Genomic DNA, 14,549 nt, shown 5'->3' with positions numbered 1-14,549 from the left:
GGGGCGAAAGCCGGCGATGTTCCGCAGTCTCATATAAATCGCATATTCAATGAGATGCTGCAGCGGCGACTGCATTCAAGGCGTACGACCAGCGCGAATACTTGCCCCCGCCTTGCGCCCCCCCGCAATGGACCGGGCAACCCCAGTGCCATCACAGGCACCCCGTTTTATGTCGAGACCTGGACCTAGTCTGCTGCGCTTTCACCAAAAGGTGGATGCCCGCAATGTGCCGAGCAGTTGCACGTAATCCGAGCGCGGTGAGCAGGAGCCAACACACGATGAAGCAGACGAGCATTAGTGCTTTCAACGCCGGGCCATCAATGCTCGGCTACCTCTATCAGGTTCGGCTTGCGCTAGTGTGGGCAGTCAGGAAAAGCCGGACTGCGGACTTCGTTGTCAAAATCGAAGCACTCGATGACGTAAGTTTTCACGCCGACGGCGACCCTGTTGCAGTGTTGCAAACGAAACATGCACTCAATACCGCCGCGAGCCTTGGTGACCTGAGCGCCGAGGTCTGGAAGACATTGCGCGTTTGGCTGGTCGGTTCTTCGTCCGGCGAGATCCCGGTAGCTGTCGCGCATTTCCTGATCACGACGTCCACCGTCTCCGAAGGAACGGCATGTGAGGCACTTTCCTGCGACCAGACGAAGCGGAACGTCGAAGCTGCCGCGAAGCTTTTGAAGCACGCTGCGGCTACGTCAACGAACGAAGAGCTTTCCGACATTTTCAAGGCCTATCTCGCTTTGGAAGACAGTGCGAGAAAGGCGCTCTTTGAGAACATCTTCGTGGTCCCAGCGCAACCGAACGTGGACGAAATCACTAGTCAGTTGCAGTCAGAGCTTTACCATGTCTCACTGCATCACCATGAAATGGCCGTCCAGATGCTTGAGGGCTGGTGGCTGAGGCGCGTGGTCCACGGACTCGTAAGTGCCGATGACGGCATCAGCCGTGCGGAAATGGATGCGCAGATTCTTGAAATACAGGAGTCGTTGAAGCCTGATTCGTTACCTATTGATCAGGAAATCGATGCGCTGATGATCGCGCTCGATTCTTTGCCAGAGTTTGCTAATCGCCCGTTCTACAAGCAGGTCGAACTGGTCGGTGGCAGCAGGTTTCGCATCCATAATGCGATCACAAGTTACTTGCAGGCATTCCGTCAGAGATCCCTCTGGACCCGCCATGATCTGCTTTTTGAGACTGATCTGAAGCAATACGAAACGCGGCTGCTTCGCGAATGGGAGCTCATCCGCGCCCAGGTTTGTGATGAACTGCAAGAGACCGCGGGCGAAGAAGAGATGAAGCGGGCTGGCCGGGCAATTCTGAAGTGGGCGGAAGACGGATTGGTGCCTATCAAGAAAGGCGTCAGTGTTCCGTGGGTATGTCGCGGGTCACTGCATATGCTTGCCGACGAGCGGCGGCTCGGCTGGCATCCCGATTTTGCAGGGCGTCTTGAAGCACTTCTCGACCTGCACGCCGAGGACAGTACGTCATGACATCATGGCACGAGCGAACTATTGAGCAGCGCAATCTCCTGAATCCTGCATTCTGTGCGGTTGTCCTGTGGCACATTGCGCTCGGATACAGGGAGGAGGCGCTCTCGACGGAATCAGGCGAAAACGGTTTGCCGCTTGAATTGTCGTTCGTGGGTGCAAGCCTCGTGCTTCGTGGCCAGACGCGCTCGCAGCTACCCAGCACCATCCGAACCTCTCTCATCGCCTGGCTTCAGGATAATCCGCTCGAGCGATCTGCGATCGCAAGAGGAGTCGAGATATTGCGACCGTACGTGAGGGAAGCAATCATTTTTGGCGTTCATCATGGGGCGTTTGTGACTGCCGGGCCGAGCCTGACTCCGATTGACAGCGCAAAAAAGAAAATGACGAGCTATGTGAAACACGCGGGTCCTGATGTGCAGGATTGCACCCGCCGGGGCCAGTTTGTAGGCCGCTGGCTACAAAAAAACGGAACATCCGCTACCACGCTTGCGCTTCTGGGACTTCAGCCATGATTCAGATAAGAGCGATCGTCGCGTATAGTCATGACGGTCGTCACCGGGTATTGCCATTGGAGCCCGGAAAGGTGAACATCATTTCCGGCGACTCGCGCACGGGAAAATCCGCAATTCTCGGCGTAATCGACTATTGCTTCGGCTCGTCCGCACTCGATGTTCCAGAGGGAATCATCCGGCGGGGTGCCGGATGGTTTGGTCTTTTGTTGCAGACAACGCACGGGCAGGCGTTTATAGCACGGAAGCTGCCGGCCGGTAACGGCAAATCGAACGAGGCAGTTTTCATCAAGATCGGCCAATCGCTCGATATCCCACAAGCCTCCGAACTTCGGCAGACCACGAACACCGACGGACTCGCGGCGATGCTGGCATCCTGGGTGGGAATAACAGACTATCTGCACGAGCCGCCGGCAGGTCACTCACGTCCGCCGCTGTCCGCGACCTTCAATCACGCGCTCACGTTCTGCTTCCAGTCACAAAACGAGATTGGCCAGAAGGGTGTCCTGTTTCATGGTGCTAGCGATCGCTTCGTAGCCCAGGCGATCAAGGACACCTTGCCGTACTTTCTTGGAGCCGTTACCGACGAATACATCCGGAACCAGCAACTGCTGAAGCAGGTCCGCGCCGAAATCCGGCAACTCGAAAAACGGCTGGCCGAAGCATCCGCAATCGTCGGCGACGGCGTGAGTCGTGCTGACACCCTGCTGGCAGAGGCTAAATCGGTCGGGCTGACCGACCTCGCGGATGACACTGCGTGGGCGGAGAAAGTGGAAGTCCTGAAACGAATACAGAATTCTCCGATCGCTCCGCCTGTTGCGGAAGGCGATGAGCAGGCCGAATTCCATAGACTGACACAGAAACGTACCGAGTTATTGCAGGCGCAGCGCGCTATCCAGGCTGCAATAGACAGGGCTCGCGCGTTTGAAGGCAATTCTCGGGGATTCGCAAAAGAAGCCGCCGAGCATGTCGCGCGACTGGATGCAATTTCCGTTTTTGAACCTTCTGCTCAAGGCCACGCGTGTCCATTGTGCCTGCAGGACCTTCCAGCAGCGTCCGCTGCACCGTCAATCTATGAGCTGCGCGCAGCGAAGGACAATATCGGAGAGCGCGGCGGCGCGATGGATTCGGCGACGCCACGCATTGAATCCGCGATTGTTGAGATTGAACAGAAACTCATCGAGAACCGTCGCGACGTGGAGGCGAATCGCGAGTTACTTGGCTCCATCAAGCGATCAAGCAAGCGACTACAGCTCGCGTCGGACACAGAGGCGCGTCAGGCCCTGGTAGTTGGGCGTATCAGCCTGTACGTCGAAAACATTCCGGAGATGCCCGACGTAAGTGAGCAACGCAACAAGCTTGCAAAGCTCAGAGAGCAGGAACTGGATCTCTACGAAGCCGTCAGTACTGACGCCATCCAGGAACGTCTGGAGTCGTGCCTATCCAACGTCAACCGCAGTCTCTCCGATTACGCTGAACGTGTCGACCTCGAATACTCGGATAGTCCGCTGCGCCTCGACCCGAGGGCGCTGACTATTGTTGCAGACACCCCGAATCGGCCGATCCCGATGCGAGAAATTGGCAGCGGGGAAAACCACGTTGGCTACCACATCGTTGCGCATCTTGCCCTGCACAAGTGGTTCGCGGAACGAAAGCGCCCCGTTCCCTCATTTCTTCTGCTCGATCAGCTTTCGCAGGCGCACTTCTCCCCCGATGCCGTCCAGCGCGAAAACGTGGATCCCAGCAAAATCGATACAGACCGCAAGGCGGTCAAAGCGCTTTACAGGTTGATATTCGACGTGATTGAAGAAGAGGAAGGCCGCTTCCAGGTCATTATCACGGACCATCCTGACTTCAGCGATGACCCACGGTTTCAGGCGGCTGTCCGCGAGCGCTGGCGCAACGGGCTCAAGCTTATCCCGCAAGACTGGCCGTTATCGAGCTAGCGGTTCATTTCCAGTTTCTCGCGTTTGTCGCGCTGCTTTCCTCGGCCCTCGCTTGTGCCGGCCAGGTTCGCGCAAGGCTTGCACACCGGATACGCAGCAACCATGAACCATAGAAAAAAGAGGGCACATCATGCTTAGTCAGCGAACAAGACTATCGCTGTGTCAGTTCCTCGCCCTTCAGGAGTCGACGGTCTGTACCGTATTACTTGGAAAAGCCTGCATCCCTTCGGATCTGTATCCGGAGCTGCTGCTGCGAGGCCTTATGGACGCGCTGATGGTCGTGCTTGACGAAATTGTTCGCACGCAAGGCAACCTGCGGTCCGCGGTTAGCCCAAGGTACCGCTTCGACGAACGCTGGACCGACCTTGTGCAATGTCTCGTGCTCGACGGCTACGTGATCGACGACAAGGATATCCGGGCGACCGATCCGTCAATCGGGGATGCCGCTCCGGTCGACGATGATCTGTTGCGTGAGTTGGGAAGCTGTCGCGCACCACGTGCATCAGAGATTATCCGCAAGATCAACGAATCGACAGAAATGTTTCGCGCAACGCCTCCGAATTACAACGCGTCTCTCAACGATGCTCGCATTGCTCTAGAAACGCTTGCTGTAGATATCGCGGAAAGCATGAAGACACCGAAGGACCAGAATTACAACGCGTCAAAATGGGGGGCAGTGATCTCCTATCTGAGGACGGCTGGCCTGATCACTTTGGAGGAAGAGAAAGGCCTGGCAGGTGTGTATGGTTTCGTCAGCCCCGGGTCCCATCGGCCAGTCGGCGTCTCAGAAGAGCAGATGGCCCGGCTCGGCCGATCACTCGCACTGGGCATGTGCTGGTTTCTGCTGAAGCGAAAACTCGGCTCGGGATTGTAAGCACAACATTTAGTAGGGGTTCTCATGCAAAACCAATACTACAATCTGCTGATGTCCGGCAATGACGAAGCTTGGACCGGTACATCGTGGACGATGGGTTACGACCGGGTCTTCGAATATACGCACGATAGTGTGAAGCAGCGTTTCAGCATTTCGGACGAGAGCGCGCTCGCCGCGCTGATGTCTTTGCCCACTCTATTTGCGTACGAGAAATATGTTCAGGCGCCCGCCCGGGTCGGCCGGATTACCGGGCTGATGCGCAGGCAGTCAGAGTTCGGCTTGACGTTTGCGCTTGATCCCACCGTCCCGGGAATATCTCCACAAGTTTTTTCGGGCCTGTGGGATGCATTGGACATCGGGTCCAAGGGGGAGGTCAACCGCACCCATTGGGCAGTCAAGAACGTCGATCTCGGCCAAGTACTTCACGCTGCAGGCGTTACATCCAACCCGATACTCGCGCCGCAAGCGCGACCTCCGCGCGTCTTCATCTCGTATTCCTGGGATTCACCGGAGCATCGCACGTGGGTCGCGCAACTGGCGACGGCCCTGCGGCGCGACGGCATCGACGTAGTCCTGGATCAGTGGCATCTTGGCCTTGGGGAGGACCTGAGCACGTTTATGGTCAGGGGCGTCCGCGAAAGTGATCGTGTGCTTGTTATCTCGACCGAGCAATATGTGCGCAGGGGATACGAACGGCAGGGCGGTGTGGGCTATGAACAGATGCTCGTAAGCAGTCACATCATGCGCGACGTGGGAACAAATAAATTCATTCCTGTTGTGCGCCGATCTTCCTCCGGCGAGGCATTCGTCCCGCAAGATCTGCAGGGACGAAGATATTTAGATCTGACCGACGGCCCGGATGCGGAAAATGCGTACAGGGACCTGGTTCGGGAACTTCACAACGTTCCAATCCCAGTGCCGCCGCTAGGCCCTCGTCCAGTTTCATTTTGATCATCCCGATTCAGTGATCTGTGCATTTGCGGATCACTCAGGCGTGCAACGAGGAACGATTCCCGTACCCGACCTACCAGAATGTCCGTCGGCAAGCGGCCGCACCCGGCCCCCGAGGGAGAGGCGAACCATGCAAAAGGCATGATCTACCCGTTCTCCGTAGTCGATATTGGCGTCGTTCGCGTGTCCATTGGGAGGTAATGTCGCTAGAATTCATGCGGCAGATGTGAGGCCACGGCCATGGCATCGGAAACGCTGACCAGTTCTTGCTCCGTCGAGACAGAGGGTATATGCAGTCTGACCTTATTAAGAGACGAATTATCGGGAACCTGATCGACGAGGTCGTCGAACTCGACGCTTCTACGCTCGAAGAGGTGGGGCACAGCCTCATTGAACTGCTCGAGGATACCGTTGTTGAATTGAATAATTGCTTTCTCATAGAAAGCAGAAAACCGTTTCGCCACGAATCAGGGAAACTGCCTTTGCGGCTGGTCTCGAATAAAAGAAAGCCGGTGCCAGACTACCTTCCGACATTGGTCGACCAAAGAACGACGCTATTCTGGCACGGAGCAAATCCGAGTTGGCCAGCAAGTAGAGCGCCTTCCGCTTCGATTTCGATTCCGACTCGCTCTACACGGGAATTGCGCTCAGGCATGGGGGGCTGACACCCTGGGTGGGTGCAGGCTGCGCAGAGGCACCTTCCCAGCCGTAAACGCCCTAATTCCTACATCATAATTGCGCGTTGTCCTATGACGACGGTTTCTGAGCTATCCATGTCAAATTCCTGAGGTGGCCCGATGCCGTTCAGCGCGTGGAGCCCAGCAAAATCGATACGGACCGGGCGGCGGTCAAGGTGCTTTACACGTTGATATTCGACGTGATCGAAGAAGAGGAGGGGCGCTTCCAGATTAGTATCACTGACCACCCGCACTTCAGCGACGACCCACGGTTTCGGGCAGCCGTGCGTGAGCGCTGGCGCAACGGGATTAAGATTGTCCCGCAAGACTGGCCACTACTTAGTTAGCAAGGCCTGCCGACGCATGATGCCCCTGCTTCCTTTGACTGGCTCATAGCCAAAGCTTGACGTCGGTAAGCAGTTGTGCAACGACCGGGTCGTCGAGGTAACCGGCGATTCCGTGGTGGTTGTCCATGTGATTTTTGATGTCAATGATGTTCCAGACAGCAGCCGGGTCTCGATCCGGACAGTTCTTCAGGAAGTTGCGCCGATCGATTGAGTGATGGAGCGCGACTACATCGTTGGGGTCTGCTATGTTCACCCACTTTCTCACCGTTTCCGGCCACCTGCGTGCGTTTGGGTTCATCCTGGATGCCACAGTCTCTATACAGCGGAGATCCGATCGTCATCAGCAGGTCTACGCGCTTCCCCCTAAAGTCTGCAAGGGCTTCGAGTGCAATCACAGAGCCTAATGAATGCGCTACGACGATCAATGGCTCATTGCCGGCCTCAGATGCATTAGCTCCCTCACGAATGGCGGATGATGCAATTTCGAGAATGGCACGCTTCAGGGAGACATCATCTAGATATGCAGCCACTTGCCGCAAGACGCGACTTACGATTTGATTTTGCGCGGCAATAGGTACGACATTGGAAAGCGCACCTAATACATTGTTTTTGAAACCACGGTGCGTTTGCTCGCCAACGTCGACCTGTGGGGCGCGAGAATCACCATTCGCGCTCCTGATCTCACCGAGCAGTTGCTGCATCGTAGCGCTCGGCACATGCTGCCTGGACGGTTCGTCCCCCTCGATCCGTGCAGTCGCGTCTCTTGCGTTACCGACATTATCAATTTGCTGGCTCACAGCTGGTGTTAATCTCGCGAGTAGGTCTCCGTAGTAAGGCATAACGACCCACTCTTGCAGCGGCAACGGATTTTTAGATCCGGCGCGGTCGAGCCCGACTCTGATGCTGTCGATCCACAGCATACGAAGCTCGTCTGCCTTCTTATCCTGCTGTTCAATTCCGTGGAAAAAGACAAAGGCCATTCCGTCTCACTGTCAGTTTTGCTGGTCGCGTCGATTGCGAAGTGGTAACTGCAAGGCTCTTAAAGCAAACAGCGACGAAGCTCAGGGCCGACAACCGAAAAAGCTTACACCACGATGTCCAAGTGCTCGGTAAGGATGGATCCGGGAGATTGATTCGACGGTCGCTGAAATTCTATCTCTTCCCTGCGATCATGGAAATAAATAACGACTGAACAGTGTCAGCGACAATGCGCTGAAGTACGCGAGTGTTGCATCGACCGACTGAATCCTCCGTGCGCACCGGATGTTGGAATGTCCTTACTCCGTTATCGGCGAGACAGCTTCCTCGCCGAACACGACCGTCTGATCATCGATGTTCGTTGGAAATCGGGTAGAGTGTGTGGAATATTGTTCAGGCGCCAACAGAGCAAAATGGAGCGCGTCACTGGTCATCTTGTTGACGGTGTTTTTTCACTGCCGAAAGCAGTTTTCATCTATGGGGTTAAAGCATAATGTCTGACACCAAGGTTATATTCGTTGCGTTTGCGATCGAAGACGAGCGCCAGAGAGACTTTCTGAAAGGCCAGTCGTTGAGCCCTCGCAAACCCTATGAGTTCATCGATATGTCCGTCAAAGAGGCGTACGACAGCGGCTGGAAGGACAAAGTGCGGACCAGAATCAAGCGCTCGGACGGCGTCATCGTCCTGGTTAGCAAGAACTCGAAGGCTTCCGAAGGGCAAAAGTGGGAAATCCAGTGTGCCAAGGAAGAGAAGAAGCCGGTTCGCGGCATCTGGGCTTATTCTGATGATCGCACCGACATCCCGGGCGTAACCACCTACGTGTGGAACGACAAGAACATCAGTGACTTCATCGACTCCCTCTAAAAGGCGGTAGCTATGCGCAAGGCTTTGATCGTCGGGATTGACCACTATGATCACATCCCCGCTCTGAGCGGGTGCGTCAATGACGCCCATTCGGTCAAGGCGGCGCTGGAACGTCACGCGGACGGAACCGTCAATTTTCCAAAGCCGCGGGTCATAACAGGAACCGGGCCGCATGATGTCGTGACTCGGCAAATGCTCAGAGATGCGGTCCGTGAACTATTCGCTGGCGATTCTTCCATTGCGCTCTTTTACTTTGCCGGGCATGGCTATATCGAGGACACAGGCGGGTTCCTGTGCGCTGGCGACTGCAAAACCGGCGACGACGGACTTTCGTTGACAGACGTCATGACGTTCGCCAGCAATTCCAGAGCAAAAAACAAGGTCATCATTCTGGACAGTTGTCATAGCGGCATAGCCGGCGACGCTACACGTACCGGCGGCCTTGCCGAAATCAGCGAAGGCATGACCATCCTGACTGCATCCACGGCCGAGCAGTATGCGAAGGAAGTGCCGGGGGGAGGGGCTGGTGTGTTTACGAACCTATTTGTCGATGCGCTGGGCGGCGCGGCAGCAAATCTGGTAGGCGAGGTCACGCCGGGGAGTGTCTACGCGCACATCGATCAGTCTCTTGGGCCATGGGCTCAACGTCCAGTGTTCAAGACCAACGTGAAGACGTTCGTGTCGTTGAGAAAAGCAAACCCGCCGATCGAGCTCGTGGACCTGCAGGCACTGACGACCCACTTTCCAACCCGCGACTTCGAATTTCACCTCGACCCGTCGTATGAACCGGAACGCCTGCAGGAACAGCGGGACGATCCCGCCATTCCTGCGCCAGACCCGCAGAAGAATGCTATCTTTGCCGTTCTGCAACGGTACGTGAAGGTCAACCTGGCAAGGCCCATCGGCGCGCCACACATGTGGCATGCCGCCATGCAAAGTAAGTCCTGCGGGCTAACCGTACTGGGCCAACACTACTGGCGTCTCGTCAAAGAAGGCCTGATCTAAGAGGTAGGAATGACCAAGAAAAGCCCATCTCTTTCCCGTGAGCAACTGATCGAAGAACTGGCTGCGATCGAGCATGAGCGATGGGCCCATTGGCAGACCTACCTCCACCAGCAGTGCCGCCGGAACGCTGACGGCTCACTGCTTATCCCGGCCGACCTCGTCGCGCGTTGGGATGCGCAGATCGCCACGCCGTACGCCAAGCTCAGCGAGGCTGAGAAGAATAGTGATCGCGATCAGGTTCTCCGGTACCTTCCCATTATCGATGGCTTCTTCGGCGTTGTTCCTGCCAAGCGCTAGTCTTGGCAGGGCAGTTCATCGAAGACGATGCATCCGCTTCGCACGGCGGTGTCACGCCCGCCTTGGTGACATCGAGCCATGACGGGTGCTCGGCAGCTTAGTTTTTCCAGATAACGGTATTCGGTGGCGCGGCCCTCGGCGCTCCACGCGAGCTCGACATTTCTCCATTCCAACATCTTGCAATGCGCCCCCTAACAGGATGGGCGACCCTGGTAGACCAAGCATGCGCACATTCCGTATCTTTCTGTCCTCCCCCGGCGATTGTGAGGCTGAACGAGCCGCTGCCTCCAACGTCGTCAAGCGTCTGAATGCCGATCCGCTGATCGCGCAAATAGCTCGCCTCGAAGTGGTCGCATGGGATTGGGGACCTGGCGTTCCGTTCGATGCCTTGGCATCACCTCAGGTGTCGGTCAACGACCGCATGCCGGTGCCAGAGGCATGCGACGTCTACATCGGCATCTTCCGCAGCCGATTCGGCTCTCCAATTCCCATCAACGAATTTCGTAAAGACAGCGGAGCCCCCTTTCTGTCGGGGAGCGAGTACGAATTCGACAGGGCCTGGAAGGCTAGGCGCCTGGGTAGCAAAGCCCCAGAAATCTATGTCTATCGGCTGCGGCATCCTGACTCTGCAACAAGCAATGCGGAGCAACTTGGCCGCTTGAATGTCTTCTTCGATTCAGCCCCGTTCAAGGACCAGGACCAATGGATCGGCTCGGTCAACTACTTCGATGACACACCCAGCTTTGAGAACCAGCTCGACGGACATCTTCGGGTAATCCTGAGCAAATTGAATCCTCGCGCCAGGCAATCGGTAGAGGATTGGCTAGCAAGCAAAGTGCAGCGCCTGCAGAATGATGCCGGCCCCCGATATACCCGGGAATCCCACGTTGAATCCGGTGCCGGTAGCGCTTTTGATTGGCTTCTGATGCGGGATCTCGTGGTGCAGGAGCTTGATCGCTCGATCTCCGGAGTTTGGGATGCCATCCAATACTCAGAGTTCGAACATCTCCATGACGACATGCGTCTTATCGCAAGAGAACTCCGCGAGCACCCTTGCAACTGTCCGGACCCCAGGCTTATTGAGCGGACACTTACAGGCGTTGTTGACACGGCGATGGCCCTGGAACGTTCGCTCGACGATGGCCTTATCCTGTCCAGCGCTTTGGAGGCGCGGCAGTTACGCGCAATCTCCGACGGGGCATATAAAGCAAGAGGGGGCATTCGACAAAGTACAACGCTCGCCGTGCGACGGGTTCTGCTACTGACCGGCCCAGCAGGCCAAGGAAAGACGCATACACTGGTCCACGAGGTGCGGCGTGTTCTAGCCTCCGGTGGCGTTGCCCTCGGTGTGCTGGGCCAAACGCTACCGGGTGGTACAGACCTGCGGACGGCTTTGGCTCAAAGCTGGGGCTATGGTGACGCCACCTTCGATGAGATCCTCGACATCCTAGAGCAGGCGGCCGCTGAGTCAGGGCGGCGAGCCCTGATTATGATCGACGCCCTCAACGAGACATCGAACCGAACTCGTTGGAAGCACGAACTCAATGGTCTGATAGCCGATATTCTTCAGCATCCTTATCTCACACTGGCTATCAGCGTGAGGTCCGACTATAAGACTCACGTCCTGCCTGAACCCGACCCGATTCGTCCACTCTGGGCGGAGCGGGCGCATCGAGGATTTGCCGGCATCGAGCCGAATGCGATGGATACGTACTGTGCCCATTACGGGATCAAGGCACCTGTCGCGCCGTTGATCGGCGAGCTCAGCAATCCGCTCTACGTCCAATTGCTGGTGAAGAGCCTCGTGGGACGTGCTTCCCCCGCGCATTGGTTGCCCTCGTGGCTGGATGTCTGGGGCGCATGGATCGAACGCCTCGAGACCGACGTACAGGGGCGCTTCTCGCTTGACCCCTCTCGAGTCGCACCTGTCAGGCGATCCCTGAGCAAGATCGCCGCTGCCATGATCGACTCGGGCAAATTTGCGCTGCCGCGCGGCAAGGCCGATGAGATTGCCCGCGGTACTGCCGGCAACGATGAATTGATCGGCTTTCTTTGCTCCGCCGGGGCATTGATGACGCGCATCGAAGACGATGACGATATTGTCGAATTCGGTTTCGAGCGCCTGTCCGACACGTTCATTGCGGATCGCCTGCTTCAACAACTGTTTGAAGGCCACGCTGAGCCAGAACAGCGAAGGGCCCTCCTGACGAACGCGCTGGCACGCGGTGGCAAGCTGGCTTGGCTCGCCGCGCCCGAGTGGGAGGGGTCCCCTCTGAAATCGCGCAGGGCAGGACTGCTGGCTGCCTTGTGCCTCGCAGTGCCAAGACTTGCGGGTATCGAAATACCTAGCTTGATTGCTGCCGCTAACGCCCAATGCGACGCGGAAGAATATGTTGATCAAGAGTTAAGACAAGCCATCACCGACAGCATGAGGTGGCGATGCACGCCATCCGAATTCGCTGGCAACAGGCCTGCCTTGTGGAAGATGTACCGACGACAGGGCGAGCGCCTCTCAGATGGGAGAGACCTTGATGAACTGATCCGGCTTGCACTGATTCCTGGTCATCCATTTGCAATGGAGCACTACCTGCATCCACGATTGAAGCGAATGCACTGTGCCGGCGCCCGCGACGCCTACTGGACGGTCAGGTTGACCGAGCCCTGGTTCGATGCTGGCTCCAACCTGTCCGGGTTGGTGCGTTGGGCGAAAGCGTCGGATCTTTCGGGCGTAGATGCCAGTCTTGCTCTCATGGCAGTACGACTGCTGGCATGGACGAGTGCAAGCTCCCAGCAGCAGTTGCGAGAGGATGCCACTCGTGGCCTGACGCGCATGCTCATGGCATGCCCAAGCGCGCTTCCTGTAGCGCTCACCGAATTCCTGTCTGTTAACGACGACTACATCCTGGAATCCGTCCTCGCTGCGACCTGGGGCGTGCTGATCCACGGCCGACATCAGAGCGCGTGTGCACAGGCAGCACGGCAGGTCCACGAAGCCATCTTCGCCAGTGAAATACCGCATTGCCATCTCACGATACGCCACTACGCGCGTCGAATCGTCGAAATTGCCAGCGAACAAGGCTGGATCCAGGGAATTGACCTATCGCTGGCCCGCCCACCATATCGAAGCACGTTGCCACTGGACGATTTGCCCTCAGTAGAGACCCTGCGTGCCGATGTCTCATCAAGTGGTTTCCATCGTCTTGCGGGATCAGCGACTAGCAGTGATTTCTATTGGTACGTCATGGGTGGCACATCTGGAAGCAAGCCTTTCTCGTCACAACCGCTTCCCAATTCGGCTGAACCGGCACGGGCGTACAGCACCGGAAGCGCACGCGTGTCTCGCGCACCATCGGACATCTTCGATATTCCGCTTGCTGCACGCTTTGTCGTATGGAACTGCCTTAAACTCGGCTGGACCGCGGCGCGCTTCGAAGCGTTTGATACCGGGAGCTACGCTCAATCGGACAGCCGGATTGAAGGCCCCGGCAGAACGGAGCGTATTGGAAAGAAGTATCAATGGATCAGTTGGCAAACCATGCTGGCCTTCCTTGCCGATAACTACTGCATGACGCCCGGGTTCGGGCACCAACCGCGGACGTATGACTCGCCGGTGCAGATTAACTATATCGAGATGTTTGACCCATCACGCTGGCTGGCAGCCACGCCGAAGGCCGCCGTAAAATCCTTGGGGGATGCTTTCTGGAACATGCCAAGCCTACCGGCTTGGCCGACCATCGATGTAGACGACATAAAACGCTGGGGCTCAAGCGACGCTTGTGGGTTGGCTCCAACCGACATCATCAATCGTGAACCGAACGTTCCGCCGGAGTGGGGAAAGGGCCCGTGGATCTGCGTTGCCGCCGAGCACGTCTGGAAACGCCCACCAACACCGGGCTTATGGGGGCTTAAGCAGGAACAGGATGTCGACATCTGGTGGCAGATTACACCTGGCCTGATTCGATCGGAAGACTTGCCCGTGCTGCTCGAGGCCCTGCAAGCGCCGGACATGCGACAGCGGCTGATCGGCTGGGGAAGGGTAGACCTGCCATCCGATTCTGACGTTCGGCTCGCCGAATGGCCAGACCTGAAAGTCGATCGGCGGGAGGTCGTCAACTTTGACCGCACCGGGCTGCCCGTCAAAACTCTATCGCTTGCCGGACGGTGCGGAAGCCCGGATCGTCAGGATGAGGAGGGAGAGATCATCCTGCCTTCGCCATTGTTCTTCCAAAGCTGGGGGCTGACGCTGGACCTTCAACACGACGCCGTTCGCCGTGGCGATGCGATTGTGTTCGGGCTGGTCGGGCGCATCATGGGGTGTGACGCCCTCGTTGCGCAGCGAGACGCCCTGATGGCGTTGCTGGAGCGGAGTCAATGCGCTTTGATTTGGTGGCTGCGTGGCGAACGAAAGGCCGCGATCCGTAGGCCTGGCGCTGTGGAGAGCGAATTCCCCGCGTGGGTGGATTCATATGGAATCGCCTACCTGGCCCAGGACGGCCGCGCGCAAGTGGCTTGGCTAGCGCAGGATCGTGGGTCTTCATCGCAGTTAGACGATCCATCGCCAGTCACGCCGGCGTCATTTTCATCCTCTTGATAAAGCGATGAGGAAT

The 14,549-nt window shown here is 57.1% G+C and carries 12 protein-coding genes; 11 read left to right on the top strand and 1 reads right to left on the bottom strand.

Translation table 11 applies throughout. The features are described 5' to 3' along the window. The first annotated feature begins 278 nt into the window (after positions 1–278). The 7 genes from PQR42_RS28155 to PQR42_RS28125 all read left to right on the top strand — a co-directional run bounded on the left by PQR42_RS28155 (position 279) and on the right by PQR42_RS28125 (position 6,797). The gene (locus tag PQR42_RS28155) at positions 279–1,493 is read left to right on the top strand and encodes an ABC-three component system protein (protein WP_408494090.1); all 1,215 of its coding nucleotides are present in this window, start codon (positions 279–281) and stop codon (positions 1,491–1,493) included. Further along, positions 1,490–2,005 (top strand): three component ABC system middle component, encoded by a 516-nt coding sequence (locus PQR42_RS28150; RefSeq protein WP_408494088.1) that lies wholly within the window; start codon positions 1,490–1,492, stop codon positions 2,003–2,005. Before PQR42_RS28155 ends, PQR42_RS28150 begins: the two co-directional genes overlap by 4 nt. Further along, on the top strand, positions 2,002–3,948 hold the full coding sequence (locus PQR42_RS28145; RefSeq protein WP_408494086.1) for a DUF3732 domain-containing protein: 1,947 nt from the start codon (positions 2,002–2,004) through the stop codon (positions 3,946–3,948). The genes PQR42_RS28150 and PQR42_RS28145 overlap by 4 nt, the downstream gene beginning before the upstream one ends. A 262-nt stretch (positions 3,949–4,210) precedes the next feature. Continuing rightward, positions 4,211–4,822, top strand: coding sequence for a hypothetical protein (locus PQR42_RS28140; protein ID WP_408494084.1), 612 nt, complete (start codon positions 4,211–4,213; stop codon positions 4,820–4,822). Between the two features lie 24 nt (positions 4,823–4,846). After that, positions 4,847–5,773, top strand: coding sequence for a toll/interleukin-1 receptor domain-containing protein (locus PQR42_RS28135; RefSeq protein WP_408494082.1), 927 nt, complete (start codon positions 4,847–4,849; stop codon positions 5,771–5,773). Between the two features lie 290 nt (positions 5,774–6,063). After that, positions 6,064–6,438, top strand: a complete 375-nt coding sequence (locus PQR42_RS28130) for a hypothetical protein (RefSeq protein WP_408494080.1) — start codon at positions 6,064–6,066, stop codon at positions 6,436–6,438. 146 nt (positions 6,439–6,584) lie between these two features. Then, on the top strand, positions 6,585–6,797 hold the full coding sequence (locus PQR42_RS28125; RefSeq protein WP_408494078.1) for a DUF3732 domain-containing protein: 213 nt from the start codon (positions 6,585–6,587) through the stop codon (positions 6,795–6,797). A gap of 140 nt (positions 6,798–6,937) precedes the next feature. Here the strand turns inward: PQR42_RS28125 and PQR42_RS28120 are convergent, their stop codons facing one another. Next, on the bottom strand, positions 6,938–7,777 hold the full coding sequence (locus PQR42_RS28120; RefSeq protein WP_408494076.1) for an alpha/beta fold hydrolase: 840 nt from the start codon (positions 7,775–7,777) through the stop codon (positions 6,938–6,940). 491 nt (positions 7,778–8,268) lie between these two features. On the opposite strand from PQR42_RS28120, the gene PQR42_RS28115 reads away from it, so the two are divergent. From PQR42_RS28115 to PQR42_RS28100, 4 genes are all read left to right on the top strand, one after another. Continuing rightward, positions 8,269–8,640 (top strand): TIR domain-containing protein, encoded by a 372-nt coding sequence (locus PQR42_RS28115; protein ID WP_408494074.1) that lies wholly within the window; start codon positions 8,269–8,271, stop codon positions 8,638–8,640. 12 nt (positions 8,641–8,652) lie between these two features. Continuing rightward, positions 8,653–9,645, top strand: a complete 993-nt coding sequence (locus tag PQR42_RS28110) for a caspase family protein (RefSeq protein ID WP_408494072.1) — start codon at positions 8,653–8,655, stop codon at positions 9,643–9,645. A 9-nt stretch (positions 9,646–9,654) separates the two neighbouring features. Continuing rightward, positions 9,655–9,942: a hypothetical protein gene (locus tag PQR42_RS28105; RefSeq protein WP_408494070.1), complete on the top strand. Its 288-nt coding sequence runs from the start codon at positions 9,655–9,657 to the stop codon at positions 9,940–9,942. A 223-nt stretch (positions 9,943–10,165) separates the two neighbouring features. Further along, complete coding sequence (locus PQR42_RS28100; protein WP_408494068.1) at positions 10,166–14,533, top strand: NACHT domain-containing protein; 4,368 nt, start codon at positions 10,166–10,168, stop codon at positions 14,531–14,533. Positions 14,534–14,549: the final 16 nt, after the last annotated feature.

It is taken from the genome of Paraburkholderia sediminicola (genome assembly GCF_046027355.1).
In the GTDB taxonomy this organism is placed as follows: Bacteria; Pseudomonadota; Gammaproteobacteria; order Burkholderiales; family Burkholderiaceae; genus Paraburkholderia; species Paraburkholderia sediminicola_B.
Note: the sequence above shows the minus strand (reverse complement) of the source record. Positions and strands in the feature narration are given on the sequence as shown.

Coding starts and splice junctions, on each gene's coding strand:
- PQR42_RS28155 (WP_408494090.1), top strand. CDS start 279: ATGAAGCAGACGAGCATTAGTGCTTTCAACGCCGGGCCATCAATGCTC.
- PQR42_RS28150 (WP_408494088.1), top strand. CDS start 1,490: ATGACATCATGGCACGAGCGAACTATTGAGCAGCGCAATCTCCTGAAT.
- PQR42_RS28145 (WP_408494086.1), top strand. CDS start 2,002: ATGATTCAGATAAGAGCGATCGTCGCGTATAGTCATGACGGTCGTCAC.
- PQR42_RS28140 (WP_408494084.1), top strand. CDS start 4,211: ATGGACGCGCTGATGGTCGTGCTTGACGAAATTGTTCGCACGCAAGGC.
- PQR42_RS28135 (WP_408494082.1), top strand. CDS start 4,847: ATGCAAAACCAATACTACAATCTGCTGATGTCCGGCAATGACGAAGCT.
- PQR42_RS28130 (WP_408494080.1), top strand. CDS start 6,064: ATGCAGTCTGACCTTATTAAGAGACGAATTATCGGGAACCTGATCGAC.
- PQR42_RS28120 (WP_408494076.1), bottom strand. CDS start 7,777: ATGGCCTTTGTCTTTTTCCACGGAATTGAACAGCAGGATAAGAAGGCA.
- PQR42_RS28115 (WP_408494074.1), top strand. CDS start 8,269: ATGTCTGACACCAAGGTTATATTCGTTGCGTTTGCGATCGAAGACGAG.
- PQR42_RS28110 (WP_408494072.1), top strand. CDS start 8,653: ATGCGCAAGGCTTTGATCGTCGGGATTGACCACTATGATCACATCCCC.
- PQR42_RS28105 (WP_408494070.1), top strand. CDS start 9,655: ATGACCAAGAAAAGCCCATCTCTTTCCCGTGAGCAACTGATCGAAGAA.
- PQR42_RS28100 (WP_408494068.1), top strand. CDS start 10,166: ATGCGCACATTCCGTATCTTTCTGTCCTCCCCCGGCGATTGTGAGGCT.